Annotated in this window: 30 protein-coding genes; 15 read left to right on the plus strand and 15 right to left on the minus strand. The window is 32.7% G+C overall.

The features are described from left to right. The first annotated feature begins 435 nt into the window (after positions 1-435). Entirely contained in the window at positions 436-930 is a 495-nt protein-coding gene (locus tag HNQ90_RS00290; protein ID WP_144114672.1) for a hypothetical protein, read from the plus strand. A gap of 42 nt (positions 931-972) precedes the next feature. On the opposite strand, the gene HNQ90_RS00295 is transcribed toward HNQ90_RS00290, so the two are convergent. The 10 genes from HNQ90_RS00295 to metG all read right to left on the minus strand — a co-directional run bounded on the left by HNQ90_RS00295 (position 973) and on the right by metG (position 13,213). Beyond that, a complete protein-coding gene (locus tag HNQ90_RS00295; protein ID WP_144114673.1) occupies positions 973-3,090 on the minus strand; it encodes a Tex family protein in 2,118 nt (705 codons plus the stop codon). A gap of 110 nt (positions 3,091-3,200) precedes the next feature. Continuing rightward, positions 3,201-4,766, minus strand: coding sequence for a carboxypeptidase-like regulatory domain-containing protein (locus HNQ90_RS00300; RefSeq protein ID WP_144114674.1), 1,566 nt, complete (start codon positions 4,764-4,766; stop codon positions 3,201-3,203). Between the two features lie 318 nt (positions 4,767-5,084). Further along, positions 5,085-5,603 (minus strand): ferritin, encoded by a 519-nt coding sequence (locus tag HNQ90_RS00305; RefSeq protein WP_144114675.1) that lies wholly within the window; start codon positions 5,601-5,603, stop codon positions 5,085-5,087. A 116-nt stretch (positions 5,604-5,719) separates the two neighbouring features. Further along, positions 5,720-6,109, minus strand: coding sequence for a hypothetical protein (locus HNQ90_RS00310; protein WP_144114676.1), 390 nt, complete (start codon positions 6,107-6,109; stop codon positions 5,720-5,722). An 89-nt stretch (positions 6,110-6,198) separates the two neighbouring features. Next, positions 6,199-6,747 carry a carboxymuconolactone decarboxylase family protein gene (locus HNQ90_RS00315; protein ID WP_144114677.1) on the minus strand — a complete coding sequence of 183 codons (549 nt, stop codon included), beginning with the start codon at positions 6,745-6,747 and terminating at the stop codon, positions 6,199-6,201. A gap of 580 nt (positions 6,748-7,327) precedes the next feature. Beyond that, positions 7,328-8,170: a helix-turn-helix domain-containing protein gene (locus tag HNQ90_RS00320; RefSeq protein WP_144114678.1), complete on the minus strand. Its 843-nt coding sequence runs from the start codon at positions 8,168-8,170 to the stop codon at positions 7,328-7,330. Positions 8,171-8,288: 118 nt separating this feature from the next. Beyond that, on the minus strand, positions 8,289-8,993 hold the full coding sequence (locus HNQ90_RS00325; protein WP_144114679.1) for a YiaD family glycine zipper/OmpA-like lipoprotein: 705 nt from the start codon (positions 8,991-8,993) through the stop codon (positions 8,289-8,291). A 58-nt stretch (positions 8,994-9,051) separates the two neighbouring features. Then, the gene (locus HNQ90_RS00330; protein WP_144115544.1) at positions 9,052-9,522 is read right to left on the minus strand and encodes a lipocalin family protein; all 471 of its coding nucleotides are present in this window, start codon (positions 9,520-9,522) and stop codon (positions 9,052-9,054) included. A 156-nt stretch (positions 9,523-9,678) separates the two neighbouring features. Further along, positions 9,679-11,070: a hypothetical protein gene (locus tag HNQ90_RS00335; RefSeq protein WP_144114680.1), complete on the minus strand. Its 1,392-nt coding sequence runs from the start codon at positions 11,068-11,070 to the stop codon at positions 9,679-9,681. A 64-nt stretch (positions 11,071-11,134) separates the two neighbouring features. Continuing rightward, a complete protein-coding gene (gene metG / locus HNQ90_RS00340) occupies positions 11,135-13,213 on the minus strand; it encodes a methionine--tRNA ligase (protein WP_144114681.1) in 2,079 nt (692 codons plus the stop codon). 102 nt (positions 13,214-13,315) lie between these two features. Between metG and HNQ90_RS00345 the strand changes: the two genes are divergently transcribed. Beyond that, a complete protein-coding gene (locus HNQ90_RS00345) occupies positions 13,316-14,332 on the plus strand; it encodes a S66 peptidase family protein (protein WP_144114682.1) in 1,017 nt (338 codons plus the stop codon). A gap of 95 nt (positions 14,333-14,427) precedes the next feature. Then, complete coding sequence (locus HNQ90_RS00350; protein ID WP_144114683.1) at positions 14,428-14,667, plus strand: hypothetical protein; 240 nt, start codon at positions 14,428-14,430, stop codon at positions 14,665-14,667. Between the two features lie 75 nt (positions 14,668-14,742). On the opposite strand, the gene HNQ90_RS00355 is transcribed toward HNQ90_RS00350, so the two are convergent. After that, a complete protein-coding gene (locus HNQ90_RS00355; RefSeq protein ID WP_144114684.1) occupies positions 14,743-15,195 on the minus strand; it encodes a DUF1569 domain-containing protein in 453 nt (150 codons plus the stop codon). 191 nt (positions 15,196-15,386) lie between these two features. On the opposite strand from HNQ90_RS00355, the gene HNQ90_RS00360 reads away from it, so the two are divergent. Continuing rightward, positions 15,387-15,539 carry a YqaE/Pmp3 family membrane protein gene (locus HNQ90_RS00360; RefSeq protein ID WP_144114685.1) on the plus strand — a complete coding sequence of 51 codons (153 nt, stop codon included), beginning with the start codon at positions 15,387-15,389 and terminating at the stop codon, positions 15,537-15,539. 26 nt (positions 15,540-15,565) lie between these two features. Next, positions 15,566-15,733, plus strand: a complete 168-nt coding sequence (locus HNQ90_RS00365; RefSeq protein ID WP_172625789.1) for a hypothetical protein — start codon at positions 15,566-15,568, stop codon at positions 15,731-15,733. A 30-nt stretch (positions 15,734-15,763) separates the two neighbouring features. On the opposite strand, the gene HNQ90_RS00370 is transcribed toward HNQ90_RS00365, so the two are convergent. Further along, positions 15,764-16,540 (minus strand): TerB family tellurite resistance protein, encoded by a 777-nt coding sequence (locus HNQ90_RS00370; RefSeq protein WP_144114686.1) that lies wholly within the window; start codon positions 16,538-16,540, stop codon positions 15,764-15,766. Positions 16,541-16,855: 315 nt separating this feature from the next. Between HNQ90_RS00370 and HNQ90_RS00375 the strand changes: the two genes are divergently transcribed. The 6 genes from HNQ90_RS00375 (at position 16,856) to HNQ90_RS00400 (ending at position 20,658) form a co-directional block, all read left to right on the plus strand. After that, a complete protein-coding gene (locus tag HNQ90_RS00375; RefSeq protein WP_144114687.1) occupies positions 16,856-17,266 on the plus strand; it encodes a BrxA/BrxB family bacilliredoxin in 411 nt (136 codons plus the stop codon). Positions 17,267-17,409: 143 nt separating this feature from the next. Further along, positions 17,410-17,805 (plus strand): hypothetical protein, encoded by a 396-nt coding sequence (locus tag HNQ90_RS00380; protein ID WP_144114688.1) that lies wholly within the window; start codon positions 17,410-17,412, stop codon positions 17,803-17,805. Positions 17,806-17,829: 24 nt separating this feature from the next. Next, positions 17,830-18,567, plus strand: coding sequence for a lysophospholipid acyltransferase family protein (locus HNQ90_RS00385; RefSeq protein WP_144114689.1), 738 nt, complete (start codon positions 17,830-17,832; stop codon positions 18,565-18,567). A gap of 12 nt (positions 18,568-18,579) precedes the next feature. After that, entirely contained in the window at positions 18,580-19,581 is a 1,002-nt protein-coding gene (locus HNQ90_RS00390; RefSeq protein WP_144114690.1) for an acyl-ACP desaturase, read from the plus strand. 70 nt (positions 19,582-19,651) lie between these two features. Next, positions 19,652-19,990 (plus strand): avidin-fold protein, encoded by a 339-nt coding sequence (locus tag HNQ90_RS00395; RefSeq protein ID WP_144114691.1) that lies wholly within the window; start codon positions 19,652-19,654, stop codon positions 19,988-19,990. Positions 19,991-19,995: 5 nt separating this feature from the next. Then, entirely contained in the window at positions 19,996-20,658 is a 663-nt protein-coding gene (locus tag HNQ90_RS00400; protein WP_144114692.1) for an HD domain-containing protein, read from the plus strand. A gap of 85 nt (positions 20,659-20,743) precedes the next feature. Here the strand turns inward: HNQ90_RS00400 and HNQ90_RS00405 are convergent, their stop codons facing one another. Further along, entirely contained in the window at positions 20,744-21,619 is an 876-nt protein-coding gene (locus HNQ90_RS00405; RefSeq protein ID WP_144114693.1) for an AraC family transcriptional regulator, read from the minus strand. A gap of 204 nt (positions 21,620-21,823) precedes the next feature. Here HNQ90_RS00405 and HNQ90_RS00410 point away from each other — a divergent pair, with 204 nt between their 5' ends. The 4 genes from HNQ90_RS00410 to HNQ90_RS00425 all read left to right on the plus strand — a co-directional run bounded on the left by HNQ90_RS00410 (position 21,824) and on the right by HNQ90_RS00425 (position 25,465). Further along, on the plus strand, positions 21,824-22,417 hold the full coding sequence (locus HNQ90_RS00410) for a hypothetical protein (protein ID WP_144114694.1): 594 nt from the start codon (positions 21,824-21,826) through the stop codon (positions 22,415-22,417). Between the two features lie 293 nt (positions 22,418-22,710). Further along, a complete protein-coding gene (locus HNQ90_RS00415; RefSeq protein ID WP_144114695.1) occupies positions 22,711-23,304 on the plus strand; it encodes a hypothetical protein in 594 nt (197 codons plus the stop codon). Positions 23,305-23,599: 295 nt separating this feature from the next. Next, the gene (locus tag HNQ90_RS00420; protein ID WP_144114696.1) at positions 23,600-24,211 is read left to right on the plus strand and encodes a hypothetical protein; all 612 of its coding nucleotides are present in this window, start codon (positions 23,600-23,602) and stop codon (positions 24,209-24,211) included. A gap of 648 nt (positions 24,212-24,859) precedes the next feature. Then, the gene (locus tag HNQ90_RS00425) at positions 24,860-25,465 is read left to right on the plus strand and encodes a hypothetical protein (protein ID WP_144114697.1); all 606 of its coding nucleotides are present in this window, start codon (positions 24,860-24,862) and stop codon (positions 25,463-25,465) included. Between the two features lie 68 nt (positions 25,466-25,533). Here the strand turns inward: HNQ90_RS00425 and HNQ90_RS00430 are convergent, their stop codons facing one another. Together HNQ90_RS00430 and HNQ90_RS00435 are read right to left on the minus strand one after the other, a co-directional pair. After that, the gene (locus HNQ90_RS00430; RefSeq protein ID WP_144114698.1) at positions 25,534-26,316 is read right to left on the minus strand and encodes an enoyl-CoA hydratase/isomerase family protein; all 783 of its coding nucleotides are present in this window, start codon (positions 26,314-26,316) and stop codon (positions 25,534-25,536) included. A 3-nt stretch (positions 26,317-26,319) separates the two neighbouring features. Continuing rightward, a complete protein-coding gene (locus HNQ90_RS00435; protein ID WP_144114699.1) occupies positions 26,320-26,631 on the minus strand; it encodes a hypothetical protein in 312 nt (103 codons plus the stop codon). Positions 26,632-26,652 lie beyond the last annotated feature (21 nt).

Here is a 26,652-nt window from a genome sequence, read left to right on the forward strand (position 1 = left end):
TTAGGTTTAACCAATTCGTTTTAACGCTTTTTATAGGTCTGTCGACTTTCTTTTTTACAGAAAGCCAAAATAACTACGCCGAAAAAACACCAGTAACCCAGCATAAGGTACTTAAAATCACCGCCTTAAACAACCAAGGCATTATTGTAAACTCGTATCTAGATTTTACAGTAAATTCCTTTAAAGAGGACCAAGTCTCATTTTTTAAAAATTTATATTTAAAAAATAAGGTGTGTAAAGAGCAGCAAGAAAATTACTTGGTGTATCAAAAAGCATGTAAACTTATTAGTATTAGCTTACCAATAAGGCAAATTATTTTCCCACACCATTCATTTACGTAAACGCCATTTTTTTTATTAAAACTTTGGCAACACTAGGCTTATATTTTAGGCTTGGGGTTGATTTATTATACATTAAATCATAAAATTTACAACCATGAAAATATCATTCACATTACTAGCCATACTAGTAACTTTAAGCGTTATCATTCCTTTTTTAATATTTGTTTTAAAAGGCTTAAATACGAGTACTAAAAAAGAAGTAGAGAAATTAACAAAACAAAATAATTTAAAATACGGCTATAAAGAAGTTTGGAATAACAAGTTTATTGGTATTACTGAAGATAACACCACACTCACTTACATTCATTTAAAAGCTGAAGATAAACAGCATGAAAACGTAGCATTATCGGAAATTAAAAGTTGCGAATTGGTTACCAATTACAAATCGGATAAAAACAAAATGAACCAATTAATTCGATTAGACTTAAGACTAACTTATAAATTGGCTAATAAAAAAGATTTGGTTATTAATTTTTTCGACACCGATGACATGTACATGGAAAATTACGAAATGAACAGAGTTAAAAACTGGAAAGACTTAATTTCTACCAAACTACAGAACCCCGAAGCTTTAAAAAAAGCATCATAAATTCTCTTAATAAAAGCATTAATCTAAAACAGGTTAATGCTTTTATTTATGTAATTTTAATTGAATACGCTTTCGCGGAACATCAACCTCTAGCACTTTTACTATAATTTGTTGATGTAAACTAACATGTTCATTTACATCTTTTACAAAACTATCTGATAGGTTTGAAACATGAATAAGTCCGCTTTCCTTAATTCCCACATCTACAAAACAGCCAAAATTGGTAATATTATTAACAATACCAGGTAGCAACTGCCCTTCGCGTAAATCGGTTATGGTTTTAATGTTTTGATTAAAGGCAAATACTTTAGCTTGCTCACGAATATCTAATCCTGGTTTTTCAAGCTCTTTTATAATATCTTCGAGCGTTAGTAAGCCAACAGAATCTGTGCAATATTGTTTTAAATTTATTTTTTGAAGTATTTCTTTATTGCCTATTAAATCTTGAACAGATTTTCCTAAGTCTTTCGCCATTTTTGTGACTAACCCATAACTTTCTGGGTGTACAGCAGAATCGTCTAACGGATTTTTAGCATCCTTAATTCGTAAAAAGGCAGCACCTTGCTCGAAAGCTTTCCCGCCTAAACGCGGTACTTTTTTTATATCGTTTCTTGAGGTAAACACACCATTTTCGTTTCTGTAATTAAAAATATTTTCGGCTAGTTTTGGTCCAATTCCAGATACCGAACTTAACAAAGGTTTACTTGCTGTGTTAATATTTACACCAACAGCGTTTACACAGTTTTCTACAACAACATCCAATTGTTTTTGAAGCTTAGTTTGGTCTACATCGTGTTGATATTGCCCAACGCCTATGGATTTGGCATCGATTTTAACCAATTCGGCTAATGGATCTTGCAAACGGCGCCCAATAGAAACCGATCCACGAACCGTAACATCGTAATCTGGAAATTCCTCTCTTGCTATTTTTGATGCCGAATAAATACTGGCTCCTGCTTCGCTAACTACAAACACCTGCACATCATTTTTAAAATGTACTTTTCTAATTAAGGCTTCGGTTTCTCGCGATGCGGTTCCGTTTCCAATCGCTATGGCTTCAATTTTATAGGCATCGCAAAGCGAACTTATTTTTTTCATGGCACCAACACTATCGCTTTTTGGTGGATGCGGATAAATAGTTTCGTTGTATTTTAATTGTCCTTGTGCATCTAAACACACTACTTTACAGCCTGTTCTAAATCCCGGATCGATAGCTAAAACACGTTTTTCGCCTAATGGCGAGCCTAACAACAATTGTTTTAAGTTTTTAGCAAATACACTTATGGCAGACTCATCGGCTTTATCTTTAGCAATTTGAAGCGCTTCACTACTTAACGATGGTAGCAACAAGCGCTTGTAAGCATCTTTTATAGCAGCTTCTATTTCTTCCGCGCAAGCGTTATTACTTTTAATAATACGGCGCTCGATATTATCTAAAGCACGATCGTTGTCAATTTCTATTTTTACCCGAATAAAACCTTCTTTTTCGGCTCGTAAAATTGCTAACAGACGGTGCGAAGGAATTCGGCTTAAATTTTCTTCCCAATCGAAGTAATCTCTGAATTTCTGAGCGTTTTCATCGTTGGCTTTTGTTTTTATCACTTTCGTGGAAATCATAGCGAAACGCTCTAACTGTCGGCGTATGTTATTACGAAGATCGGTACGCTCGTTAATCCATTCGGCAATAATATGTCGTGCGCCTTCTAGAGCATCTTCAACCGATGCCACATCTCCTTTTATATATTTAAAGGCAATAGACTCCACATCGTTTGCATTTTGGCTCATAATAATTTTGGCCAAAGGCTCTAAACCTAGCTGTCGTGCTTTTTCCGCTTTAGTTTTTCGGCTTTTTTTATAGGGTAAGTATAAATCTTCTAGCGTTACTAAATCTTGAGTAGCTTCAATTTTTTGTTTTAATTCCGGCGTTAAAACGTCTTGCTCTTGTAAGGCTTTTAAAATGGCTTTTTTACGCTTTTCTAGAGCCTCAAATCCCTCTTTATATTTAACAATATCGCCAATTTGAACTTCATCTAAGTTTCCTGTGCGCTCTTTTCGATATCTTGATATGAACGGAATGGTACAGTCCTCATTTAATAATGCGATGGTGTTTTTTACCGATTGCTCTGGAAGTCGGGTTTGGCCAATTATATATTTTATCATGCTAGTATGAAGCTCTAATTTTAAACCAAATCTAAAAAAATTAAATGTATTACAGCGCTAGTTTATACCTTATTGAAATTTATCCTGTTTCATGGACGTTTGCAACTGTTTTATTGCTTTGTTTTCTTTAGTGGTGTGTTTAACCAATACTTTAAACTATCATCAAATTTATTTAAATGACTTTGAGATAATGGCTGGGATTTATTAACATATTGCAAACCTAAATCTGGTTTTTTATTTGAAAAAACTTCTTGAACAAAAACTTCCCTAAACTGGTTAACATTAAAAAAAAGCGGCTTATTTAATACTTTATTTGCAGTATCGAGAATGTTTTTGGGATATAGCGTGATTTGAGCACCATCCAAAATAGCATATTTTTTAAATGTATTGGCTTTTAAATGTATTTTAATGGACTTGCTACCCACTAATTCTATAGATTTTATAGGAAGAAAAATATTCGTGTAATACAGTTTAAAGTTTCTCTTTTTTAGTGTACTCGGATTAACGGGATTATTAAAATCGACATGAACAACATCTACCGAATCTTTTAAATACACCGCAGTTGTTTTAAAGCTTGTTTCGTCCAAAACTTTAAAGGCATTATTAAAAGAAAGGTAATTTAAATACATGACATTATTTTTGGGCGTATACTCTAAATTAATGGCGTATTTGCAGTTTTTTGCTTCCCCTTCAAAAACGGCATACTTTATTTTATGAATCTCAAAATTACCTTTGGATATATAAATAGTACCCTGAACCTTGAAGCGTTCTTGTAATTTCTTGTTTTTCCTTTTAGAAAGCTCACTGTTTATTTTGAATTTCTTGATTATACCAATTTCATAAATGGGTTTGTCGTTTAGAAAAGTAGTTCTTAGTAGCTCAAAATCATGATTTTTCATAAAATCGGTTTCCAAATTGTAAATAAAAGCAAGATTTTTAATGTCGTGATTTCTAATAGGATCATGCAGTTGCAATATGCTCAACTCATTTCCGCCCATAGCTATTATGTTTGCGTTCTCAATATATTTAGAAGACTTATTATCATAAGGCACAGAGAACCTTTCGCTTTGTTTAAAATCGGTATTTAAAGCATACGAATAAAGAGCTGTTTTATTTTCTTTATTTAAGAATTGGTTGGTTTTAAAGCCAGCATCGAAAACCTCAATAAGACCTTCATTTAAATTAAAGTATTGATTTTCGAAAACCTGATAATCTCGATAGTATGCTAAATATGAAAAAGGATTTACGGCGTAATTAATTTTAATATTCTGCACTGCGTTATTTACAATTTGATTGGCAGTTAAAATTCGACCTTCCTTTTTTGCTATGTTTTTTGTAATGGTTATCGTTTCTAAAACCTCAACTTTGGGTGCTATTTTTACAATATTGAGAACCGCATTATCAAAAACATTAAGATTTACATATTTGGTTTTAAAACCAATGGCAGATATTAATAAGCTATCATGTTGCGTTTGGATGTCTTGGGGCAATCTAAAATTACCAGCTTCATCGGCAATTAAACCTCTGGAGGTTTTAGCGATTCTAATGGTTGCAAAACTTACGGGTATGTTGGATATACTATCTACAACTTTTACAGATAAAAAGCTGTTTTCTTGAGCAACCAAGTTAAATGATAAAAAAACGAAGAAAAGAAGCGTAGTTAGTGTATGTTTCACAGTATATGGTTATACTAAAAACAGGCACAAAAACAATGCCATGTCCCTTACAATAACAGAAAATTGAAAGCTTTAAAATTAAGCCACTTTTTTAAGTAAATCGAAACACGGGCATTTTTTACAACGCTTGTTTTCTCCTTTTTTAAATTTTTTACAGCAACTTGTTTTTACTTTTTCAGGAAGTTCTATTCCTAATTTTTGTAATTTTTTAATTGCCTTTTTTTTCTTTTTATTCCCCACGACAGAATCTACTATTCTAATAATGAGGGCAAAAATAAGTTATTTTAATTAAATCTAAATAAGCTTAAATGTTAAAATTTACTCTGGCGCGTTAGAAGCAGCAGTTGTAACTGTTAAATTTTCAATATCTCTATCAAATAAATACAGTCCGCCTTTATCGTCGCCAATCATATTTATTTTATCTAAAATAGTTCGTGCTACGGCTTCTTCTTCTATTTGTTCGGCAACATACCACTGCAAGAAGTTATGTGTTGCATAATCCTTTTCTTGAAGACTAATGTGTACCAATTCGTTAATACTATCTGACACAAACACCTCGTGCTCAAATAATTTTTCGAACATTTCTTTAATAGACTTAAAAGTAACGTTTGGAGCTGATAACGCTGAAATTTTAGCGTGTCCACCACGTTCGTTTACAAACTTTACAAGTTTTAACATGTGTTCGCGTTCTTCATCAGATTGTGCATACATAAAATTGGCTACACCTTCTAGACCTTTAACTTCTGCCCAACATGCCATAGCTAAATAAATTTGAGACGATTCTGCCTCTATTTTTATTTGATTATTTAATGCGTTTTCTATGGTTTTTGATAACATAATATTTCGTGTTTATGTAAAGTTACACATTTACTTTGTGGCTTTCAAAATACCGCAACAAAAAAAGGTTATTCTTTTTACAGAATAACCTTTAATGCTATTAATAATACTAAATACTACTGAACCGTCAATGTGTATTGTGGCGTTGGGTTTAATGGGCAGAAATACACATATTCTCCAGCGGCCAATGTTGTTGGGTTCGATTTTTCGGTTTTACCATCAGCTACTGCTGTTGTAACATAAGCAGTTTTAATATGATTTTCTGGTTTGCTGGCATCGTCTCCTTTTTTAACAAGTACCAAACCTACTTTTTCTGCTGCATGATTATTTGAAATTTCAAACACATAGGTTCCTGGGCTAACTGTTAAACCTTTTTCGGTAAACTCACCTGGAGTTTGTTCTAATGCAATAGTTTTAACAACAGCTTTGTCCATCATTTTATCTTGTGCATTTGAATTGAATGTAAATGCTAATACGATTACTAAAATTGATACTACTTTTTTCATGTTTTAATTGTTTTTGTGTTCTCGTTAAATGAGAAATTTTATGATTTAATTATTTGAATTTTATACCTACAAGGTTTTATTAAATTTATTTATACGGCTGCTACTTCTAAGGGTTGCGCTACAGGAAAATCTACTGGTACTTGTGTTGTACTGTGTATGTAATTAGATATTGTTTTATCGCCTACTAAAGAAATAGTATCTATTAAATTCCCTTTTGTGTATCCGGCGTTAAAGAAGTTTTCTAAAACATTAGCATCGGTTTTTCCACGGTTTTCGGTAACGTTTTTAGCTAATTTTGCTAAGGCATCTAATTTATTATCGAAAGATGCACGTCCTGCTCTTAATTCTAAAATTTGATCATCGGAAAAACCATTCATTTTCCCGATAGCTGTGTGTGCAGATAAACAATAAATACAATCGTTTACTTGACTTACCGCTAGATTTACTACCTCTTTTTCTTTTGTCGATAATGATGTTTTTGCATTGGCAAAATTTAAATAATTCTCTAATGCTGTGTCGCTATTAGCGTATGTTGCATATAAGTTTGGTACAAAACCTAAAGCTTTGTTTAGGTTATCGAAAATAGCTTGGTTATTTTCACTTACTTGGTCTCTTGTTGGTACATTAAATGTGCTCATAATTTTATTTTTTGTTTTAAATATTGTTATTTATTTTTCTTGGTACAAAGGTGCAACAGTTATAAAGTGCTTACCATGTAAAGACTTCCTTTTAGCTTGTCGATTTTTCCTTTATTAAGTTAAATCGTCAAACTACTAAGCGATATAAGGTCTCTCTGCATCGCAATAAAAATCTGAAAGGTGATTTTGCTCGCAATGTGTTTTTGGTGAGATTGTATGGGTTACTTCTTTTCTTTTGCCTTTAAATATTTCAATTAAGTTGAATATTGATATGTGTTTTAAATTCATGACGTTGTTGTTTTAATTGTTCGGTACAAAGGTATATTAGGAATACGTGTTACAAAATGGCTAGATTGCCTTAGGACTTGTCGATTTTTCCCTAACTACTGTTTTATACAGAATTATTTGATTGCAGAGATTTTTTGGGCAGGTTATTTACAGATAATACTGCTTTAGGTTATATTATGACCTTGGCGGATGATTGCGCTAGGGATTGTAGCGACATCCTTTTTTTGTTTTCGCCTATGGCAAAAAAAGATTTAGCGGAAAGCCCGACCCTTGGGTAGCGCCCAAATAAAACTTAAGATGCTTTTTGAAGCTGTTTTTTGAATTCGGAAGGTGATAATTGGGTTTGCTTTTTGAATAAACGGCTTAAATGCGAGGCGTCTTCAAATCCAACTTCGTAGGCTATTTCTTTTGCTGTTTTATCGGTGTAGATTAATAGGCGTTTAGTTTCGAGCACGATACGCTCGTGGATAAGTTTTAGCGGACTTGTGTTTAATTTAGCAAAGGTATTTGATAATGTTTTTGGCGATTTAAATAATTTACTGGCGTAAAAAGCTACGTTATGCTCGGTTTTAAAATGCGCTTCGACCAAAATATTAAACTCGCGTAATAAATCTATTTTAGCATTTGTAGCCGTTTCTACAAAGCCTTCTTTGGCCTTTAGCAATCGCGTGCTTATTATAATGAAACGCGCCATGAGCATGCGTAGCATTTCGGCTTGAATGGTATCTTTAGTTTCGAACTCGTCTAAAAACACATCGTGCAGTGTGTTGAACTTTCGGCTTTCTTCTAGGCTTAATTCCATGATTGGAATGTGCACATTACCAAAAAACAATAAGCCTGCACAACTTACTTCTTGGTCGTGGTCTTTTATGCAATAAAACTCAGGATTAAATTGATATACCACCAAATCTGTACCTGATACAAATTGAAAATATTGTACAACGGTTAATGCTAAAATACTGTTTGGCTCGATGGTATATGGAATGCTATCTACCACGATTTGAGCTCTAGAATTATTGGTTCTAATAAACGTGTATAAATGTGGCTGAGTGGCTTTTTTGTAAGGCGCAAGAAGCTCCTGATCTCCTATTTTTAAGATGGCATTGGTTGAAAATTCTGTGAATGTTTGCATCATAGATAGTGAGTCTTTTTTAAAACGGAAACATTACAAAACTTTAATAAAATATAAAACAAAAGGCCTAACCGTAATGGCTAGACCTCTTGAGATCAATTTGGGGATATTTTACTATTTATTAGTTTTGAGTATCCTGCTTTGCTTCTTCAATCATTTTTTCGTTAGGCACAATGGCAACGTTTACTCTACGGTTTTTAGCACGTCCTTCGGCCGTTGCATTATCGTGCATTGGTTGGCTTTCTCCAAACCAATTTGTTGTAAATCTTGAGCTGCTTAACCCTTTACCAGTTAAATAATTGGTTACTGCATAAGCTCTGTTTTTAGATAACGTCATGTTAGACTCTTCTCCACCTACACTATCTGTATGTCCAACCACTAAAATATTAGTATCTGGATATTCTTTAAATACTGCAGCTAATTTATTTAAGGTTTCTTGAGATGCGCCATTAACATTGAATTTAGCCGTATCGAAATATACACCACTAGTTTCGTCGAAAGTCACCACAATACCATCGTCTACACGTTCTACCTGTGCACCTGGAATTTCTTCTTCAATTTTTTGCGCCTGCTTATCCATTTTATTTCCAATAAGCACACCTGCGCCACCGCCAATAACACCACCAATAACAGCACCTAACTCGCCGTTACCACCTTTACCAACATTGTTACCAATAATAGCTCCTAAAAGCGCACCGCCAGTGGCTCCTATTACGCCTCCTTTTTGTTTGTTATTTGCGTTTTGTACCGATTTACAGTTTGTAAAACTTATAGCCATCATAATGCTAAAAAGTACTATTGTTGTTTTTTTGATATATGTTTTCATATGTGTTGTAATTATAATTAGATAAAATTAATTTTTAATATACTTAGCTCAGTAAAAATTATAGTTTAGAAAAATTCATGCTGATAACAAAAGGAGCTCCATCAACAGAAACGGTTTGTTGCCATTGCATATCGGTTTCGGATAAGGCAGTAAGATTTAATTTAAAACCTTGATTTGTTTCAGATTTACCTTTTTCGTTGGTTGGTTTTAAAAGAAAATTATACAAACCTGTAGCTTCATCAACTTCGTTTATTGTAAACACAAAATTTCTGTTTCCTGTATCGCAGGCTATTCCATTAATAGCGTACATACCTGTATTGTTATTTGGTATAAAACTCCATGTACTATTTTCAAAACATTCCTTTGATGCATCATTTAAAAGCGTAACATTATAGGTTCCTGGTTTGCTGTAAGTAATGTTAGTTAACGTCCAATCGCCTTTAATAACTTTTTTAGATGTTCTTACTGTTTTTGATGTTCCGCAAGACATTAAACATACCGTGCAGAGTATAAATAATAGGTTTTTCATATTTTTCATAAGTGTTATTTTATTTGGTTTCAAAATTAATAATTAGCCATACGGTGGCTTGATGCATTCAATAAAATTATTGATGCGTTTGGTAATACATACGAGAAATATGGGTGTGTTGGTTTTATAACCCTGAAATAAAAAATAAAGTTGGATTTAAAATTTAACCAGATTAAATTCTGCGTTTTTCATGTTAAAATAACTAAATAACAATTGATCTTTATGAAAGAAAACATCCTCTCCCGATATATGTTTTAAACTTTCAGAATAGTTTTTTATTTTTTCGAAAACATTATCATCTACTTCTCCTTTTAGATAGTTAAAATCCAAATCTAGCTTCGTGTTAAAATAAGTTGACTTTGTCCCTGCGTATGATTGATAACTAGAAAAAACAGGATTAGGCGAAGGCATATAATGTACTTGGTTATTAATAGTAATTGGTGTTGGACCAGACATTATCATTGGAGCTCCCATTGAATAACTAACGTCCTTAACCCCGCCAATTGTAAAATGATACGCATCATCTTTTTTGTAAACACTTACTCCCAAATTACCAGAAGAAATTTTACGTAAAAATTTAGATGTTTCCTCAAATTCTCTTTTAGTAACAAAAGGTAAAGCTGTGTTACCATCTTGAATAATGGGAGAGTTTTTAATATCTATTGGTGTTTCTTTATTAAAATAATAAGATTTTAAAACCTCATTCTCCAAGCTTTTTACCTCAAAAATCATTTCTTTATTGGAGCTTGCAATTTGAAATAATTTATTATCAAAGAAATAGGAATTAAACTTTTTAAATTCATCAATCTTTCCTTTTGGATAATTGTATTTCTTTTTTTCGATTGAAAAATTGACTAAATTAATACTATAAACTACCGTAAACTCTGTAGAATTATCGAATGTTAAATATAAGTTATCGTTCTGAACATAAATTTTATTCTCTTTAGATACTTGTTCAATAGCGTTTGGAATTCTATTATCTATTTTTACAACATTAGGCTTAATAGTTGCCCAAAAGCCATTGCTCAAAAAATCTTGAGTATAAAGCTTTTGATTTTTTTCTAGTTTTAAAGTATGACTTTTAATGATTTCAAATTCATAATCGGCATTCAATTTTCTAATAATTATTTCATCATCCTTGTTTGAAGTACTTAACACATATAATATATTCTTATGAGAAATAGTTTTAAGATATCTATCATTTTGGAAATCGATTTTTAATTCCTTCAAAATACTTGACTTTGAATCAAAATCGACTGTAAAAACACAAAACCTATTTTTTATTGAGTTGGAGTATAATAGACTATATTGAGAACCTAAAATTGTTTCACCTAAAACAACATTGTACTTACTCTTCTTTTTGTAAACAAAATCGAATTTAGACTTAACTTGAAAGTTTTCATCAAACAAAAAAGCAAAACTATTTTTCCGCTCCCTAACAAGAATGGCTAAATCATTATTTACAGCATTAGAAAAAGAATATGTTCGTTTTTTTATTTGCTTAGATTCCTGATTTACTTTAAAATTCAACACACTTTCTTGACTCAAGCATGAATAATTATGCAAAAAAGCAAAAGTCAATAAAAAACATAGGTACCTCATAAAGATATTTTTAACTCACCTGCAACCCATTACTAACACTAGTATCGTCTGGATTTACAAACACCAATTTACCATCGGGAGTTTCAGTCATTAAAATCATACCCTGACTTTCTACACCTCGTAAAGCTCTTGGTGCTAAGTTTACTAATACAGTTACACGTTTACCAACCACTTCTTCTGCTGTAAAACTTTCAGCAATACCAGAAACAATGGTTCTTGTGTCTATACCAGTATCTACTTTTAACTTTAAAAGCTTTTTAGTTTTTGGCATTTTTTCGGCTTCTAAAATAGTACCCACACGAATATCTAGTTTTGTAAAATCTTCAAAAGTAATAGTATCCTTTTGAGGCTCTGTTTTAGCATTGGCTATTTCGTTAGCTTTTTTACTAGCTTCTAATTTATCCAATTGGAATTGAATGGTTTTATCTTCAATTTTAGAGAATAACAATTCTGCTTCTCCTATTTTATGTCCTGCTGGAAGTAATACGTCTTTTGTATTTATTTCGTTCCAAGTGTTCTCGATACGATTCTCCTGTGTCGAATCACCTGAACTAACTTTAAGAATACCTTTTAACTTTGTTGATGTAAACGGTAAAAACGGTTCGCTTAAGGTTGCTAAAGCAGATGCTATTTGCAAAGCTACATACATAATTGTTTTTGTACGCGCTTCGTCTACTTTAATCATTTTCCAAGGTTCGGCATCGGCTAAATATTTATTTCCTAGTCGTGCTAAATTCATTAATTCTTGACCAGCCTCTCTAAAACGGTAACGTTCAATAGAACTTGCTATAACATCTGGATATGCTTTAATGGCTGCTAAAGTTTCTGTATCAACATCTGTAAAATCGGCCGGAGTTGGCACAACACCTTCGTAATATTTATTGGTTAATACCACAACACGGTTAATAAAATTACCAAAAATGGCTACCAACTCGTTATTGTTTCTAGCTTGAAAATCTTTCCAAGTAAAATCGTTATCCTTGGTTTCTGGCGCATTAGCATTTAAAGCATAACGCAAAACATCTTGTTGCCCAGGAAATTCTTCTAAATACTCATGTAACCAAACGGCCCAATTTTTAGAGGTAGACAATTTATTGCCTTCTAAATTTAAAAATTCGTTTGCAGGCACGTTATCTGGTAAAATAAAACTGCCTTCGGCCTTTAACATGGCTGGAAAAATAATACAGTGGAACACGATATTATCTTTACCAATAAAATGCACTAATTTGGTGTCTTTATCTTTCCAATACGGTTCCCAATCTTTCCCTTCGCGTTGCGCCCATTCTTTGGTAGATGATATATAACCAATAGGCGCATCAAACCAAACGTAAAGTACTTTACCTTCGCCCCCTTCTGCTGGTACCGGAATACCCCAATCTAAATCTCTAGTTACCGCTCTAGGACGTAAACCATCGTCTATCCAAGATTTACATTGCCCGTAAACGTTAGATTTCCAATCTTTTTTATGCCCTTCTAAAATCCATTCTTTTAAAAATGCCTCGTGCTTATCTAAAGGTAAAAACCAGTGTTTGGTTTGTTTTAAAGTAGGCAAATTTCCTGTAATGGCCGATTTAGGGTTTATTAAATCGGTTGCATTATGACTTGTTCCGCAGTTTTCACATTGGTCGCCATAGCTTTCTTCATTACCACATTTAGGACAAGTTCCTATTACAAAACGATCGGCTAAAAATTGATTGGCCTCGGCATCGTATAATTGCTCTGAAGTTTCCTCAATAAATTCACCTTTTGCATCTAAAGTCTTAAAAAACTCTGAAGCTGTATCATGATGAATTGGAGCCGAGGTACGCGAGTAATTATCGTAGGTAATCCCGAAATCTTCAAACGATTTTTTAATTATTGCATGGTATTTATCTACAATATCTTGAGGCGTAACCCCTTCGTTTTTAGCTTTTATGGTAATAGGCACACCATGCTCGTCGCTTCCTCCAATAAGTAAAACGTCGTTTCCTGTTAAACGCAAATAACGTGCGTAAATATCGGCTGGCACGTACACGCCTGCTAAATGCCCAATATGAATAGGACCGTTAGTATAAGGAAGTGCAGTTGTAATGGTATATCTTTTCGGCATTGTAATGTCTTTATTTGAGCCGCAAAAGTACACAATTTGAAATCCATATAAAACGAGTATTTATAAATTTTAAACGTGTAAAAAAAAATGTACTTTTACCTTATGCTAAGAAATTTTCAAACTTTATACTTGTTTTGCTTTGCTATTTTCTTCGGAATACAACTTAGTAACGCCCAAAACAAAGGAACAGATAAACCAAACACGACTTTGAAACAACCACCATACTTAAAGGCAGGCGACACTGTTGCTATTGTAGCGCCTTCTGGAATTTTAAAAAATAGAGAAGACGAAATTAAGCAAGCGCAAGACCTTTTAAAACGCTGGGGCTTGCACTCGGTAGTTGGAAAACATGTGTTTAATGCCGAAAATCATTTTGCTGGAACGGACGATGAGCGTTGCGAAGATTTACAAAAAGCAATGGATGATCCTAAAATTAGTGCGATTTGGTGCGCTCGTGGTGGCTACGGCACAGTTAGAATTTTAGATAAGTTGAATTTTGAACTATTTAATAAACACCCTAAATGGCTTATTGGATATTCTGATATTACAGCACTTCATAGCCAAATACACAACCAAGGTGTTGAGAGCTTGCACGCCATAATGTGCGTGAGCCTACCAAAGGATGAATTAGAAATTGAAGCTAGTATTAATACGTTTAAAAATGCCCTTTTTGGAGCTCCTTTAACGTATACTTTAGAAGGCTCTACCTATAATAAAACGGGACAAACTTCGGGGCAATTAGTAGGCGGAAACCTTACCTTATTACACACAATGTTAGGCTCGGACACTAGTATTAATACCGATGGTAAAATTTTATTTATTGAGGAGATTGGCGAGTATAAATACCACATAGACCGGATGCTACAAAGTTTAAAACGTGCTGGCTATTTTGATAATTGTAAGGGCGTAATTGTTGGCGGCATGAGTAAAATGCGAACCAACACAACATTATGGGGAACATCGGTTGAACAACTTATACTTGATGCTCTAGCCGATTACAGCTTTCCTATTGCTTTTAACATGCCGGCAGGACACGACAAAGACAATAGAGCTTTAATTTTAGGTAGAACCATAAATTTATTGGTTAGTAAAACAAATTCTACAATTATTTTCGAGTAAACAAAACGAATATTTAAACCCCTTATCTATTATTTTTAATAGTTAATAAAGGATGCTATAATCTTGCATTTTTAATTATTAAAAATATACCCTAAATGAAGAACAAATTACAAGTACTATTTGTAGCCATAATACTTTTGGTTACCATAGACGCACAAGCAAACGACCGTATTAACTCGAGTTTTAATTTAAACAATCCAGATGTACGCAAGTGTTTAATAGAATCTACACAAAGTGAAGGCTGGAAAATGGCAGCTTTATATTATGACGAGAATAAAAAATTAGTAATGATATTTGAAAAAGGAGAAGACAGCAAAACCTACGTAAGCAAATAGATTTCTAAACATAATAATTTACAAACCAGTTATTCATTTAATAATGATTAGCTGGTTTTTTTTTATATTTTTTAATTACACTCCAAATTGATTTAAATGATGGTCTAAATGTTTATAAAACATATTGTTCCATTCTTGAGTAGATAAAAGCCCAAAAGAGTGCGATTCTTTACCACTAAAATGCTGCTCGCCTAAACCTTGTGCTTTCCATAAGTAATCTGTTAAACGCGCTTTTTCTTCAACAAAATTCTTAGTATCTGATATTACAAATTGTGGTGCTGTACGACTATTCCTTTTATAAGGCTTATCACCCACCACGATGTTTTTTACAAATAATTTAAGCATTAATTTAGTAAACCCTTTTGGTTTTGGGTGTATATCTTCGAAGGTCATTTCGTAAGTCACGTTACAATGTGCTAACATTTGGTCCACACTCATTTTACCCCACAAAGGTTGTGCTGTTGGCGAAAGGCTGTTAATTCTATTAATTACAGCTTGGGTTTCCTTAGTTTCAAAGATATTCTTCATTATTAAAAATTAGGTAGATTAAAACGTTGTACTGCAATTTATTTATTTAATCTCTAATTATAAAAATATTAAGTCAAGTTTTAAATTATATCGACATATAACTTTTTATTTGAGTTAACATCTAAATGATATACACTAATCTTTACTATTTTCTTACAGTAGCTTTGTATTGAACATAAAAACATACAAACATGTCTATTTTAACTATTGTATTAAGCATTTTATTACCACCTGTAGCTGTTGCTATGAAACACGGTATTGGAACCACATTACTAATAAGCATTTTACTAACTATTTTAGGTTGGTTGCCAGGTGTTATTCATGCGTTGATAGTAAATAAATAACACATTAATTTTAAATATATAAAAAGATGAAAAAAGAAAAAGAAAATTTTGAATTTATAAAAGAAACTGACGATGATAAAGGAAACTATATTTTACAAAAAGATGCAACCACAAAGAAAACAACCACTTTTGTAGCTATTGTTTTAGCAATATTAATTGTAGCAGTTATTGCTACCAGCTTCTTTTTAAACTAATTAAACAAGATTCCTGCCTGCGCAGGAATTTTAGAATCCACGCTCCTTTTGGATTTGCTCGTAGGCAGCTTGAACCTGTCTAAATTTTTCTTCGGCACCTTTTTGGTGCTCCTTACCTAAATGGATTACTTTATCTGGATGGTATTTTTTAGCCATTTTTCGGTAGGCTTTTTTAATCTCATCAACCGTAGCGCTTTTAGCAATTTCTAGAACTTTATACGCATTATCGCTACTGTTATAAAACATGGCTTTAATACTTTCATAATCTCTAGAACTAATACCTAAATAGCCGGCTATGGTATAAATTAGCTTAACCTCATCTTCGGTTACTGCGCCATCGGATTTTGCAATTCCAAATAGAAAGTGCATAAGTTGTAAACGCGATGGATGATCCATCATTTGGCGAATTTGCAAACATACTGGCCTAAGCGAAACGTTTTGATTATTTATATTTTTAAATAGCTTAAAGGCTTGGTTTGCACGCTCCTTGCCGTACATATTTAAAAACTGCTGACGCACAAAATCTAACTCGTTTTGGTCTTGTTTACCATCGGCTTTTATAATTACCGAAGCTAAAATGAGTAAACTTACTTCAAAATCGCCCGATTGGGTTTGTGGCCGCTGCCTAGGTTGCGTTCTGTAGGTAGTTCGACCTTGGGTTTTGGTTTGTCTATCTCCTAAAAGCGAACCGCCATTTCCATCGGCCATAGCATCTACAACACTGCCTAAAGCTAAACCTATTATTGCCCCAATGGGACCACCAAAAGACCAGCCTATTGAGGCGCCTATCCATTTTGAAAAACTCATGTAATTATTTTATTTTTAATACGACCTAAATATAACATTGTTAGTCGAATATTTGGTTGTTTTGTTACATTTCTAACGCGTTAAGGATAGAAACGGTATCCTTTTTTGTGAACTGTTAAGCTTATTTACAGGTGTTAATTTATTATAGCCTAATAACTTGATTGTAAAACTAAAGGCATTAAACACAAAAAAGATATAGTGGATAGCCTGACCTTATAACGCCATAAGCGTTTTAAGGGAACGCCCAAAGCCTAATTGCACGATTTTTGATTAACTTTGCACAAATATTAATTATCAAATAAAAAATTTAAAAATATGTATCCAGCAGAATTAGTAAAACCAATGCGTGAGGATTTAACCAAAGTAGGTTTTGAAGAATTACATACTGCCGAGGCTGTTGATGCTGCCTTAGCTAAAGAAGGAACAACATTAGTGGTTGTAAATTCGGTTTGTGGTTGTGCAGCAGCAAATGCGCGTCCAGGTGCTAGAAAGAGTTTAGAGAATGCTAAAAAACCAGACCATATTGTAACGGTTTTTGCAGGTGTTGATAAAGAGGCTGTTGATGCAGCTCGTGGCCATATGGTTCCGTTTCCTCCAAGTTCACCTTGTATGGCGTTGTTTAAAGATGGCGAATTGGTGCACATGTTAGAGCGTCACCACATTGAAGGTCGTCCTGCAGAATTAATTGCAGAAAACCTTGTTGATGCTTACAACGATCATTGTTAAAAAGACCTCGTGCTTTATCGCTCTTTAAAAACAAAGAGAGATTAGCCGAGAAAAATATAAAAACCACGATTTAGTCGTGGTTTTTATAGTTTTACACGCAACCATTTTTAAATTTTAACATCTTTTAAATAAATTACAAAAAGATGAAAAAGCCATTTTCAATACTTGTTTTAGTTACGTTTTGTTTGTTATTATTTTCTACACAATGTAATGAAGACACTGGTTTATCGCAAATAGATGAGGAATTACAATTGAAAGATTTAAAATCTGAAATTGAAGATTTAGCCAATACATCTACTTGCGGAGATGGTTTTGAATGTACATATATTGCCTTTGGCAGCAAGCCTTGTGGTGGCCCTTGGAGCTATTTAATTTACTCTACATCTATTGATACTGAAACACTTGAAGAGCTGGTTGAAAATTACAACAGAAAAGAATCGCTTTATAATGAATTATGGGGCATCGTGTCTGATTGTGCCGTTGCTATACCACCAACTACGGTAAGTTGCGAAAATAATGCTTGCGTTGCTGTGTACTAAAACATAGTTTATTATTTTTGGGGCATGTTAAAACTATTGTCCTATCCATTATCGGTTATCTACTATTTATTTTTTGGATTAACACTGCTTGTGTTTCATCCAATACAGTGGTTTTGTTTTAATGTTTTTGGAAAAAAAACACACCAACAAAGCGTTTATATACTTCAATTTTGTTTAATGCGATGTGCCAATATTTTAGGTACTCGTTTTTCGTTTATAAACGAGCACAATATAGAGCCTAACCGCCCATTAATTATTGTTGCCAACCACCAAAGTTTACACGACATTTATCCTTTAACTTGGTATATGCGTAAACGAAACCCCAAGTTTATTAGCAAAATAGAATTAGGTAAAGGCATACCAAGTGTATCGTATAACTTACGCCATGGTGGTGCCGCGTTAATAGACAGAAAAAACCCAAGACAATCCCTACCAGCGCTAATGAAATTTGGCGAGTTTATTGAAGAAAACAACTATGCTGCTGTTATTTTTCCAGAAGGCACACGTAGTAAAGATGGCACGGTAAAACCGTTTCAAAGAAAAGGCTTAGAGATTTTATTTAAAAAAATACCATCGGCGTTAATAGTGCCTGTTAGTATAAATAATTCCTGGAAAATGTTACGATATGGAAAATTCCCTATGGGATTAGGTAATCATCTTAAATTTACTGTACATAAACCCATAGATTTAGCTATATTTGTTAATAAGGAAGATCTTATTGAAACTGTTGAATCGACCATAAAAAACCACATTAAAAATTAAACTAGGTAAAATATGTCTTTAAAGAATAAAAGATTAGAGGTGATGAAGTTTTTGGAAAAAGACGTGGATGCGCTAATGGAAAAATATTTAATTCCAATAGACAGCATCTGGCAACCATCGGATTTTTTACCAAATTCTGAAACTACAGACGAGTCTTTTTTTGAGGATGTTAAGGAAATTCGAGAGTTAGCTAAAGATTTACCATATGATTTTTGGGTTGTTTTAGTTGGTGATATGATTACTGAAGAAGCATTACCAACTTACGAATCGTGGTTAATGGATGTTGAAGGTGTAGACCAAGTTGAAAACGGTGGAAACGGCTGGGGAAAATGGGTGCGCCAATGGACTGGAGAAGAAAACAGACATGGCGATGTGCTTAACAAGTACTTATACCTTTCGGGACGTGTTAATATGAAGGAAATTGAAAAAACCACACAACACCTTATTACAGATGGTTTTGATATTGGTACAGACCGAGATCCTTACAAAAACTTTGTATATACTAGTTTTCAAGAACTAGCAACTTATATTTCGCATAACCGTGTAGCTAAAATTGCAAAAGATTATGGCAATAAACGTTTATCGAAAATGTGTAAAATTATTTCTGGAGACGAAATGCGCCACCACCACGCCTACTCTGAGTTTGTAGAACGTATTTTTAAAGTAGACCCTAGCCAAATGATGATGGCTTTTCATTATATGATGAAACAAAAAATTACCATGCCGGCTCACTTTTTAAGAGAATCTGGAGGTAAAGCAAGTTCTGCTTTCGAAGAGTTTTCTAACACTGCACAGCGTATTGGTGTATACACATCAAACGATTATGTAGATATTTTACAAAAACTAATTAACCGTTGGGAACTAGATAAAATTACAGGGTTAACCGATGAAGCTGAAAAAGCTAGAGACTATTTAATGAAACTTCCAGCAAGAATGTATCGCTTATCTGAGCGCATGAAAATTCCGGAAAACTCGTTCCAATTTAAATGGGTTGAGCCTGCTATTATAAAATAAAATTCCAAAAAACATAAAACGCTAAACACCAACAACAGTGTTTAGATAAGGAGTTTAATAGACAATACAATTGGTTAATTACAATAATAAACATTTTAGACCTGTTTCTACTTCTAATAATAGCGAAACCACTTCGGCCACCATTTTTGTTTATAAACAAAATGGATCTATTTTAACTTCAAACTATAGTGGCGGTAATATTATAGAAGGGCATTTAATTGGTTTGGTTAATGAAGATGGCACTATCAATATGCGATACCATCAAGTAAATAAAAAAGGCGAGTTAATGACAGGCACTTGTATTTCTACCCCAAAAATTAACCCAAACGGAAAAGTAACACTTTACGAAAATTGGCAGTGGACCTCTGGCAATCTATCAAAAGGCACCTCAATTTTAGAAGAAATTTAATACCCATGACACCAGAAGATATTATAAACAAAACCAAAATTTTTGTTCAAGAAGAATTAACTAATGCTGAAGGTGGGCACGATTGGTTTCATATAGAACGGGTGTATAAAAACAGCCTATTAATTGCAAAGGCAGAACCTGTAGACACTTTTGTTGTTGCACTAGGCGCCTTACTTCATGATATTGCCGATAGTAAATTTCATAACGGCGATGAAACCATAGGACCAAAAAAAGCACGAGAATTTCTCTTTAAACTTAATGTAGACTCCAAAACCATAGAACATGTTGTAAACATTATAAATAATATTTCGTTTAAATCTAGCTTATCCACTAATAATACAACAGCTTTTAGGTCGCCAGAACTAGATGTTGTGCAAGATGCCGACCGTTTAGATGCTATAGGCGCCATTGGTATAGCGCGTTGTTTTAACTATGGAGGCTTTAAAAACCGAGCACTTTATAACCCAGATATTGAGCCTAATCTTAATATGACTAAAGCGGAATACAAAAACTCAACTGCACCAACTATAAATCATTTTTACGAAAAGCTGTTATTGCTAAAAGATAAAATGAATACTAAAACAGGTAAAAAGTTGGCAAATGCACGCCATGAGTATATGCTTGACTTCTTAAAGCAATTTTATAGCGAGTGGAATGGCGAAAAGTAACTCTATTGCTAATACGCTACTTAAAGAACTACAATTTCATTATTTATAATAGAAAGGATACCTTATTACATTATAAACCAAAGAATTATTGAATCATTAATTTGATCTCCTTGCGGTAGCTAGACGCACTTTTACCTGTAATGTCGTTAAATACCTTATTAAAGTGTGAAAAGTTATTAAAACCGCACTCAAAACAAACGTCGGCAATACTCATTTCACTTTCTTCCGATAGTAATTTTGTAGCGTGTACCACACGATACTCATTAACCACCTGTGTAAAAGTTTTACTAGTAGCCTTTTTAAAGTAACGACAAAAAGCAGGAACCGTCATACTTACTATATCTGCAATTTCATCTAAAGCAATATGATGTTGAAAATTTTCGCGAATATATTTAAATACCGATCCTATTTTAGCACTTTCCTGCGCTTCGGCTTCAAAAGCAAATCCATCGGCATTCAATAAGGTGTAATCATCTGTTTTAGCTAAATAGTTTAAAATTTCTAAAAACTTTAAAACACGTTTTAAACCATCATGTTCTAAAAGCTTTTCAATTTTAAGTCCTATTTTCTTTTTGGTATCAATTTGAAAACGAATACCTTTTTTAGCACGCTCAAAAAGCGCTACAATATTTGCCATTTCCGGCACATTAAGAAAATCTTCGCCTAAAAAATCAGATTTAAACTGTATGATGGTCTCTGTTCCGTTGGCTGTAAGCCTATCAGAAAACCCATTATGCGGTAAATTAGCACCTATTAATATAAGTTGACTATTATTAAAGTAAGATAAATGGTTACCAATATGTGTTTTTCCTTGTCCTTTATTAACGTAAACCAACTCCATTTCTGGATGAAAATGCCAGAAAGCGTTGAGTCTATCTGCCTGTTTCAAGTGTTGTTTAACCAAAATTGAACTTCCAAAACTTGGGGTAAGTTTCTCTAAAGTAGGTTTCTTTTTAATCATGCGAGCAATAATTTAAAGCAAATTTACTACATATTATGCATACATTGTATATTTAATTACCTTAAATATATGCTATTTTAACTTAACAATGAATTAACGTTATATTAACAGTTAATCTAGCATATAAAGTGGTCAAAATTGATGTTTTCTTAACTCCCCTTCTACCATACCTTTGTACCGTTGAACATTATGACCCCCATAATTATGAAAAACACATTTAAAAGTACAAAGAAAGGAATCCTAATGGTAGCATTATTAGCTACGTTTATAGGGTTTGCAAAAGACTCTAATTCACTTATTAAAAAAGGAGCTAGAGAAACAGCCTTAGTATTAGAAAACGTAAAAGTTGGTAACCTACTTACCATTAAAGACAATTACGGAATTATACTATACAAAGAAGCAATTAAAATTAAAGGTATATATACTAAAGGATTTGATTTAACTGAATTGCCAAATGGTGAATATGTTTTTGAACTTGAAAAAGATTTAGAAATTAATACAATCCCGTTTACAGTAGCAAATAGTGTTGTAAGTTTTGATAAAACAGCAGAAACGACTACTTATAAACCTTACGTAAAGCAAGAGAACGGTTTAGTTTATGTAACAAAATTTAATCCAGAGCTTAAGGAAACAACTATTAATGTTTATGCTCTTGAAGGTACAGAAGCAACATTACGTTTCTCTGAAGAAATTACGAATAGTCAAACTATCGAAAAAGTATTCAAATTAAGAAAAGGAAATTACAAAATAGAAATAAGCTCAGAAAACAATGAGCATACAGTATTCATTAATAATTAGTTTAATGTCTTATTTAGTTTAGTTTAGTTTGTAAAAGTGGGCTGTGGTGGCCCACTTTTTATGTTTTAATATCTCCTTAAAACATCTAAACTTCTATATCTCCATTAAAATTTAAAGCACTCTTTACGTTAACTCATTTCAAAAAAAAGAGTAAGGTTTTTATCTATGTTAAATTAACCTAAAAATGATGCAAAATTAACAGTTAATTTAGCATACAAATCCATCAAAACCAATGTTTTATAAGGCTTTTTAACGTTATATATTTGTAGTGTTAATTAATAACAACACGCATTATGAAAAAGACAATGAAAAACACGAAAAAAGCAATTTTAATGGTAGCATTTTTAGCTACAGTAGTAGGATTTGCAAACGACTCTAATTCACTTATTAAAAAAGGAGCTAAAAAAACAGCAATCGTATTAAAAAATGTAAAAGTTGGTAACCTATTAACTATTAAAGATAATTACGGTATTGTTTTATATAAAGAAGCTATTAAAACAGAAGGTTCATACACTAAAGGATTTGATTTAACACAATTACCAGATGGAGACTATGTTTTTGAACTTGAAAAAGATTTAGAAATTAACACCATCCCTTTTACTGTATTACATAACCAAGTAACTTTTAATAAAACCGACGAGGTTACTTACTTTAAGCCTTACGTAAAACAAGATCAAGATTTAGTTTATGTAACAAAACTAAATCCAGAACTTAAAGAAACAACTATTAATGTATATGCTATTAATGGTACAGAATCAACACTTCGTTTCTCTGAGAAAATCACGAACACTCAATCTATCGAAAAAGTATTCAAATTAACAAAAGGAAATTTTAAAATTGAAATAAACTCTGGTAATAAAGAGTATACAACATTCATTAATAATTAGTTTAATGTCTTATTTAGTTTAGTTTAGTTGTAAAGTGGGCTGTGGTGGCCCACTTTCATTTTTATATAATATCTTGATTTTCCAAATGCTTTTAACAGCATTTTTTTTTGCTTTAAATGTAACGATCTTCCCTTAAAATTCATCTTAAATTAAACCACTTTTAGGACACATTAAGTTTACCTAAAAATGATGCAAAATTAACAGTTAATTTAGCACATAAATTAGTCAATACCAGTGTTTTACAGCACCCTAATCTACTATATATTTGTATTGTTGAACGTTAATACACCCTATTATGAAAAACACAATTAAAAACTCGAAAAAAGGAATCTTAATGGTAACATTGTTTGCTACCTTATTAAGTTTCGCAAATGAAGCTAAATTAATTAATATTAAAAACGAGGCTAAAAAAACGTCACTAACCTTAAACAATGTAAAACAAGGCAACTTACTATCTGTAAAAGATGCATTTGGTATAACACTATATAAAGAAATCATTCAAGAAACTGGAAGCTACACAAAAGGTTTCGATTTAACGGTTTTACCAAATGGCGATTATCTTTTTGAACTTAATAAAGACCTAGAAATTAAGACAATACCTTTTACAGTAAAGTCTAGTATAGTGTCTTTTAATAAAGATAAAGAAACCACTGTTTTTAAACCAACTGTGCGCGTAGAAGGTGATCTTGTATTTGTATCGAAACTTACTTTAGAAGGAAACCCTTTAAATATTAAGGTTTACTATACAGAAAAAGGATCTAATAATTCAGATTTAATTTTTTCTGAAGATATTGAAAACACTAAGATTATAGAACGCACATTTAAATTAGAAAACCAAGAACTAGGATCTTTTAAAATTGTAATTCTTTCTGAAGGAAACGAATTTATTAAATACATAAATTCTTAATCTCTAACCAAACCAGATACTAAAAGTGGGCTAAACCAGCCCACTTTCTTTAAATTTTACAGCATGTTTATTTCTCAAGCCTACTATTGCAACCATATCCACAAACAAAAAAAATTCAAATTAGAACAGGAGAAATCCAATAAACTAATAAACAGTGAATTGCAAAACCAAAATACGACTGTTATAAAACAAAAAATGAGCAATAATTGGAATAAAAAAGGTGTGTTTTATTCTATATGGATTATACTCAATTTAGTAGTTCTTTCAAGTTTATTTCATTTCATCTCTAAAACCGACTGGCTCTTCTTATATTTTGTAGTAACATTTATATATTGCTCACTATATTGGATGCTTGCAGAACTAGTATTTAACAAGTTATTTGTTAAAAATTAACAACTAAATTTTTAGCCAAAACTGGTAAAGAATTATCTCCTAATACTACATAAAAATTTATATTAAGAGTGGACACTAGTCCACTTTTTTAATGCTTATTATTCTCAACTTTTACTGAACATTAAGTAACATTATTTTTACCTTAAAATGATGCAAAATTAACAGGTAATCTAACACATAAATTGGTCAATACCAATGTTTTAAATAACATTATTGCGTTCTATATTTGTAGTGTTGAACGTTAATACCCCTATTATGAAAAACACAATTAAAAACTCAAAAAAAGGAATCTTAATGGTAATTATGTTTACTACCATGCTAAGTTTCGCAAACAATGCTTCTCTATTTAATATTAAAAATGAAGCTAAAAGAACCTCACTTACTTTACTAAATGTAAAGCAAGGAAACTTACTATCCGTAAAAGATGTAAATGGCATAGTTTTATATAAAGAGTCCATGCAAAAATCTGGAAACTACACAAAAGGATTCGATCTAACAGCTTTACCAGATGGCTCGTATGTTTTTGAGCTAGATAAAGACATGGAAATTAACACGATACCTTTTACGGTAAAGTCAAATATTGTTCTTTTCGATAAGGAAAAGGAAACCACTATTTACAAGCCTATGTTTGTGGTAAAAGACAATGTAGTTATGCTAACAAAATTAGCACTTAAAGAAGCTCCTTGCCATATCAAAATATACTTTTTAGGCGATCATGGCGAAGAATTAATGCATGCTGAAACTGTAGAAAACACTAAAACTATAACAAAAGCTTACAAACTTGCTGGCTTGAAGTATGGTGGATACAAAATTGTATGCAACTCGGATGGCAGAGAATTCACAAAAGCTATAAACATCTAAATACCTAATTTAGAAACTGTTGATAAAGGTGGGCTAATTTAGCCCACTTTTTTGTTGGCATAACTCAATTATTTCCCCGGAAAATCAGCCTTACGTTTTTGCAGGAAAGCTGTAGTTCCTTCTTCAAAATCATCGGTACCAAAACAGTTTCCAAATTCCAGAACCTCAACACTAAACCCATCTACACCATCCTTAAAATTAGCATTTATGGCGCGTATAGCTGCACTAATTGCAACGGTTGAATTTCGGGAAATTTTAGCTGCTATTTTTTCGCAAAGCGGAAGTAATTCATCTTGCGTAGTAACATGATTTACTAAGCCATAACTTAAAGCTTGGTTAGCATCAATCATGCCTGCTGTCATAATCATCTCCATAGCGCGCCCTTTGCCCACCAATTGCGGTAAACGCTGTGTACCTCCATAACCAGGAATAACACCAAGAGACACCTCCGGAAGCCCTAATTTAGCATTATCGCTAGCTACTCTAAAATGAGCAGCCATAGCCAACTCTAAACCTCCGCCAAGTGCAAAGCCATTAACTGCAGCAATGACTGGAGTAGATAAATTTTCGACAAAATTGAATAATAACTCCTGTCCTTTTGCCGCTAATTGTGTGCCTTTACTAACATCGAAATCTGAAAACTCGCTTATATCTGCTCCTGCAACAAAGGCTTTTTCTCCGCTACCGGTTACAATAATAACCTTAGTATCAGCATCGTTATCTGCATGGTTAAAAGCTTCGTGTAACTCCTGTATAGTCTCTCTATTTAAGGCGTTTAGCTTTTTAGACCGATTAATAGTTATGGTTGTTATGCCATTATTTTCTTCTGAAATGATGTTGTTATAACTCATAATTTATTCTTTAAACACGGTTAAGCCTTCTATATGAAATGTCTCGGATTCGTAAAATTTTAACGCCGTTTTTACAATTTTATCTGATTTATCTCTGGGCGATTTTGTAATATATCTAGCTTTTGAATTATTCAAATTTACAGAAAACTCTGCATTTAATTCTGATGGTTTGCTATAAAATAAAATTTGCTTTCCTTCATGCTTCCAAGTGCCTTTACCATAAAAATGTTCTTCTGTGTTTCTTGGGGATGTAGCAGAAATGTCTCTAAAAAATGATATAAAAACGTACCATCTGCATTTAATGTTATGGTCCATTTTAATTTATTGCCATCTGTA

The organism is Algibacter amylolyticus, assembly GCF_014202225.1.
GTDB lineage: Bacteria > Bacteroidota > Bacteroidia > Flavobacteriales > Flavobacteriaceae > Algibacter_B > Algibacter_B amylolyticus.

Excerpts from the sequence above, each read along its gene's own strand:
- HNQ90_RS00290 (WP_144114672.1), top strand. The coding sequence starts at position 436 with ATGAAAATATCATTCACATTACTAGCCATACTAGTAACTTTAAGCGTT.
- HNQ90_RS00295 (WP_144114673.1), bottom strand. The coding sequence starts at position 3,090 with ATGATAAAATATATAATTGGCCAAACCCGACTTCCAGAGCAATCGGTA.
- HNQ90_RS00305 (WP_144114675.1), bottom strand. The coding sequence starts at position 5,603 with ATGTTATCAAAAACCATAGAAAACGCATTAAATAATCAAATAAAAATA.
- HNQ90_RS00310 (WP_144114676.1), bottom strand. The coding sequence starts at position 6,109 with ATGAAAAAAGTAGTATCAATTTTAGTAATCGTATTAGCATTTACATTC.
- HNQ90_RS00315 (WP_144114677.1), bottom strand. The coding sequence starts at position 6,747 with ATGAGCACATTTAATGTACCAACAAGAGACCAAGTAAGTGAAAATAAC.
- HNQ90_RS00320 (WP_144114678.1), bottom strand. The coding sequence starts at position 8,170 with ATGATGCAAACATTCACAGAATTTTCAACCAATGCCATCTTAAAAATA.
- HNQ90_RS00325 (WP_144114679.1), bottom strand. The coding sequence starts at position 8,993 with ATGAAAACATATATCAAAAAAACAACAATAGTACTTTTTAGCATTATG.
- HNQ90_RS00330 (WP_144115544.1), bottom strand. The coding sequence starts at position 9,522 with ATGAAAAACCTATTATTTATACTCTGCACGGTATGTTTAATGTCTTGC.
- metG (WP_144114681.1), bottom strand. The coding sequence starts at position 13,213 with ATGCCGAAAAGATATACCATTACAACTGCACTTCCTTATACTAACGGT.
- HNQ90_RS00345 (WP_144114682.1), top strand. The coding sequence starts at position 13,316 with ATGCTAAGAAATTTTCAAACTTTATACTTGTTTTGCTTTGCTATTTTC.
- HNQ90_RS00350 (WP_144114683.1), top strand. The coding sequence starts at position 14,428 with ATGAAGAACAAATTACAAGTACTATTTGTAGCCATAATACTTTTGGTT.
- HNQ90_RS00355 (WP_144114684.1), bottom strand. The coding sequence starts at position 15,195 with ATGAAGAATATCTTTGAAACTAAGGAAACCCAAGCTGTAATTAATAGA.
- HNQ90_RS00360 (WP_144114685.1), top strand. The coding sequence starts at position 15,387 with ATGTCTATTTTAACTATTGTATTAAGCATTTTATTACCACCTGTAGCT.
- HNQ90_RS00365 (WP_172625789.1), top strand. The coding sequence starts at position 15,566 with ATGAAAAAAGAAAAAGAAAATTTTGAATTTATAAAAGAAACTGACGAT.
- HNQ90_RS00370 (WP_144114686.1), bottom strand. The coding sequence starts at position 16,540 with ATGAGTTTTTCAAAATGGATAGGCGCCTCAATAGGCTGGTCTTTTGGT.
- HNQ90_RS00375 (WP_144114687.1), top strand. The coding sequence starts at position 16,856 with ATGTATCCAGCAGAATTAGTAAAACCAATGCGTGAGGATTTAACCAAA.
- HNQ90_RS00380 (WP_144114688.1), top strand. The coding sequence starts at position 17,410 with ATGAAAAAGCCATTTTCAATACTTGTTTTAGTTACGTTTTGTTTGTTA.
- HNQ90_RS00385 (WP_144114689.1), top strand. The coding sequence starts at position 17,830 with ATGTTAAAACTATTGTCCTATCCATTATCGGTTATCTACTATTTATTT.
- HNQ90_RS00390 (WP_144114690.1), top strand. The coding sequence starts at position 18,580 with ATGTCTTTAAAGAATAAAAGATTAGAGGTGATGAAGTTTTTGGAAAAA.
- HNQ90_RS00400 (WP_144114692.1), top strand. The coding sequence starts at position 19,996 with ATGACACCAGAAGATATTATAAACAAAACCAAAATTTTTGTTCAAGAA.
- HNQ90_RS00405 (WP_144114693.1), bottom strand. The coding sequence starts at position 21,619 with ATGATTAAAAAGAAACCTACTTTAGAGAAACTTACCCCAAGTTTTGGA.
- HNQ90_RS00410 (WP_144114694.1), top strand. The coding sequence starts at position 21,824 with ATGAAAAACACATTTAAAAGTACAAAGAAAGGAATCCTAATGGTAGCA.
- HNQ90_RS00415 (WP_144114695.1), top strand. The coding sequence starts at position 22,711 with ATGAAAAAGACAATGAAAAACACGAAAAAAGCAATTTTAATGGTAGCA.
- HNQ90_RS00420 (WP_144114696.1), top strand. The coding sequence starts at position 23,600 with ATGAAAAACACAATTAAAAACTCGAAAAAAGGAATCTTAATGGTAACA.
- HNQ90_RS00425 (WP_144114697.1), top strand. The coding sequence starts at position 24,860 with ATGAAAAACACAATTAAAAACTCAAAAAAAGGAATCTTAATGGTAATT.
- HNQ90_RS00430 (WP_144114698.1), bottom strand. The coding sequence starts at position 26,316 with ATGAGTTATAACAACATCATTTCAGAAGAAAATAATGGCATAACAACC.
- HNQ90_RS00435 (WP_144114699.1), bottom strand. The coding sequence starts at position 26,631 with ATGGACCATAACATTAAATGCAGATGGTACGTTTTTATATCATTTTTT.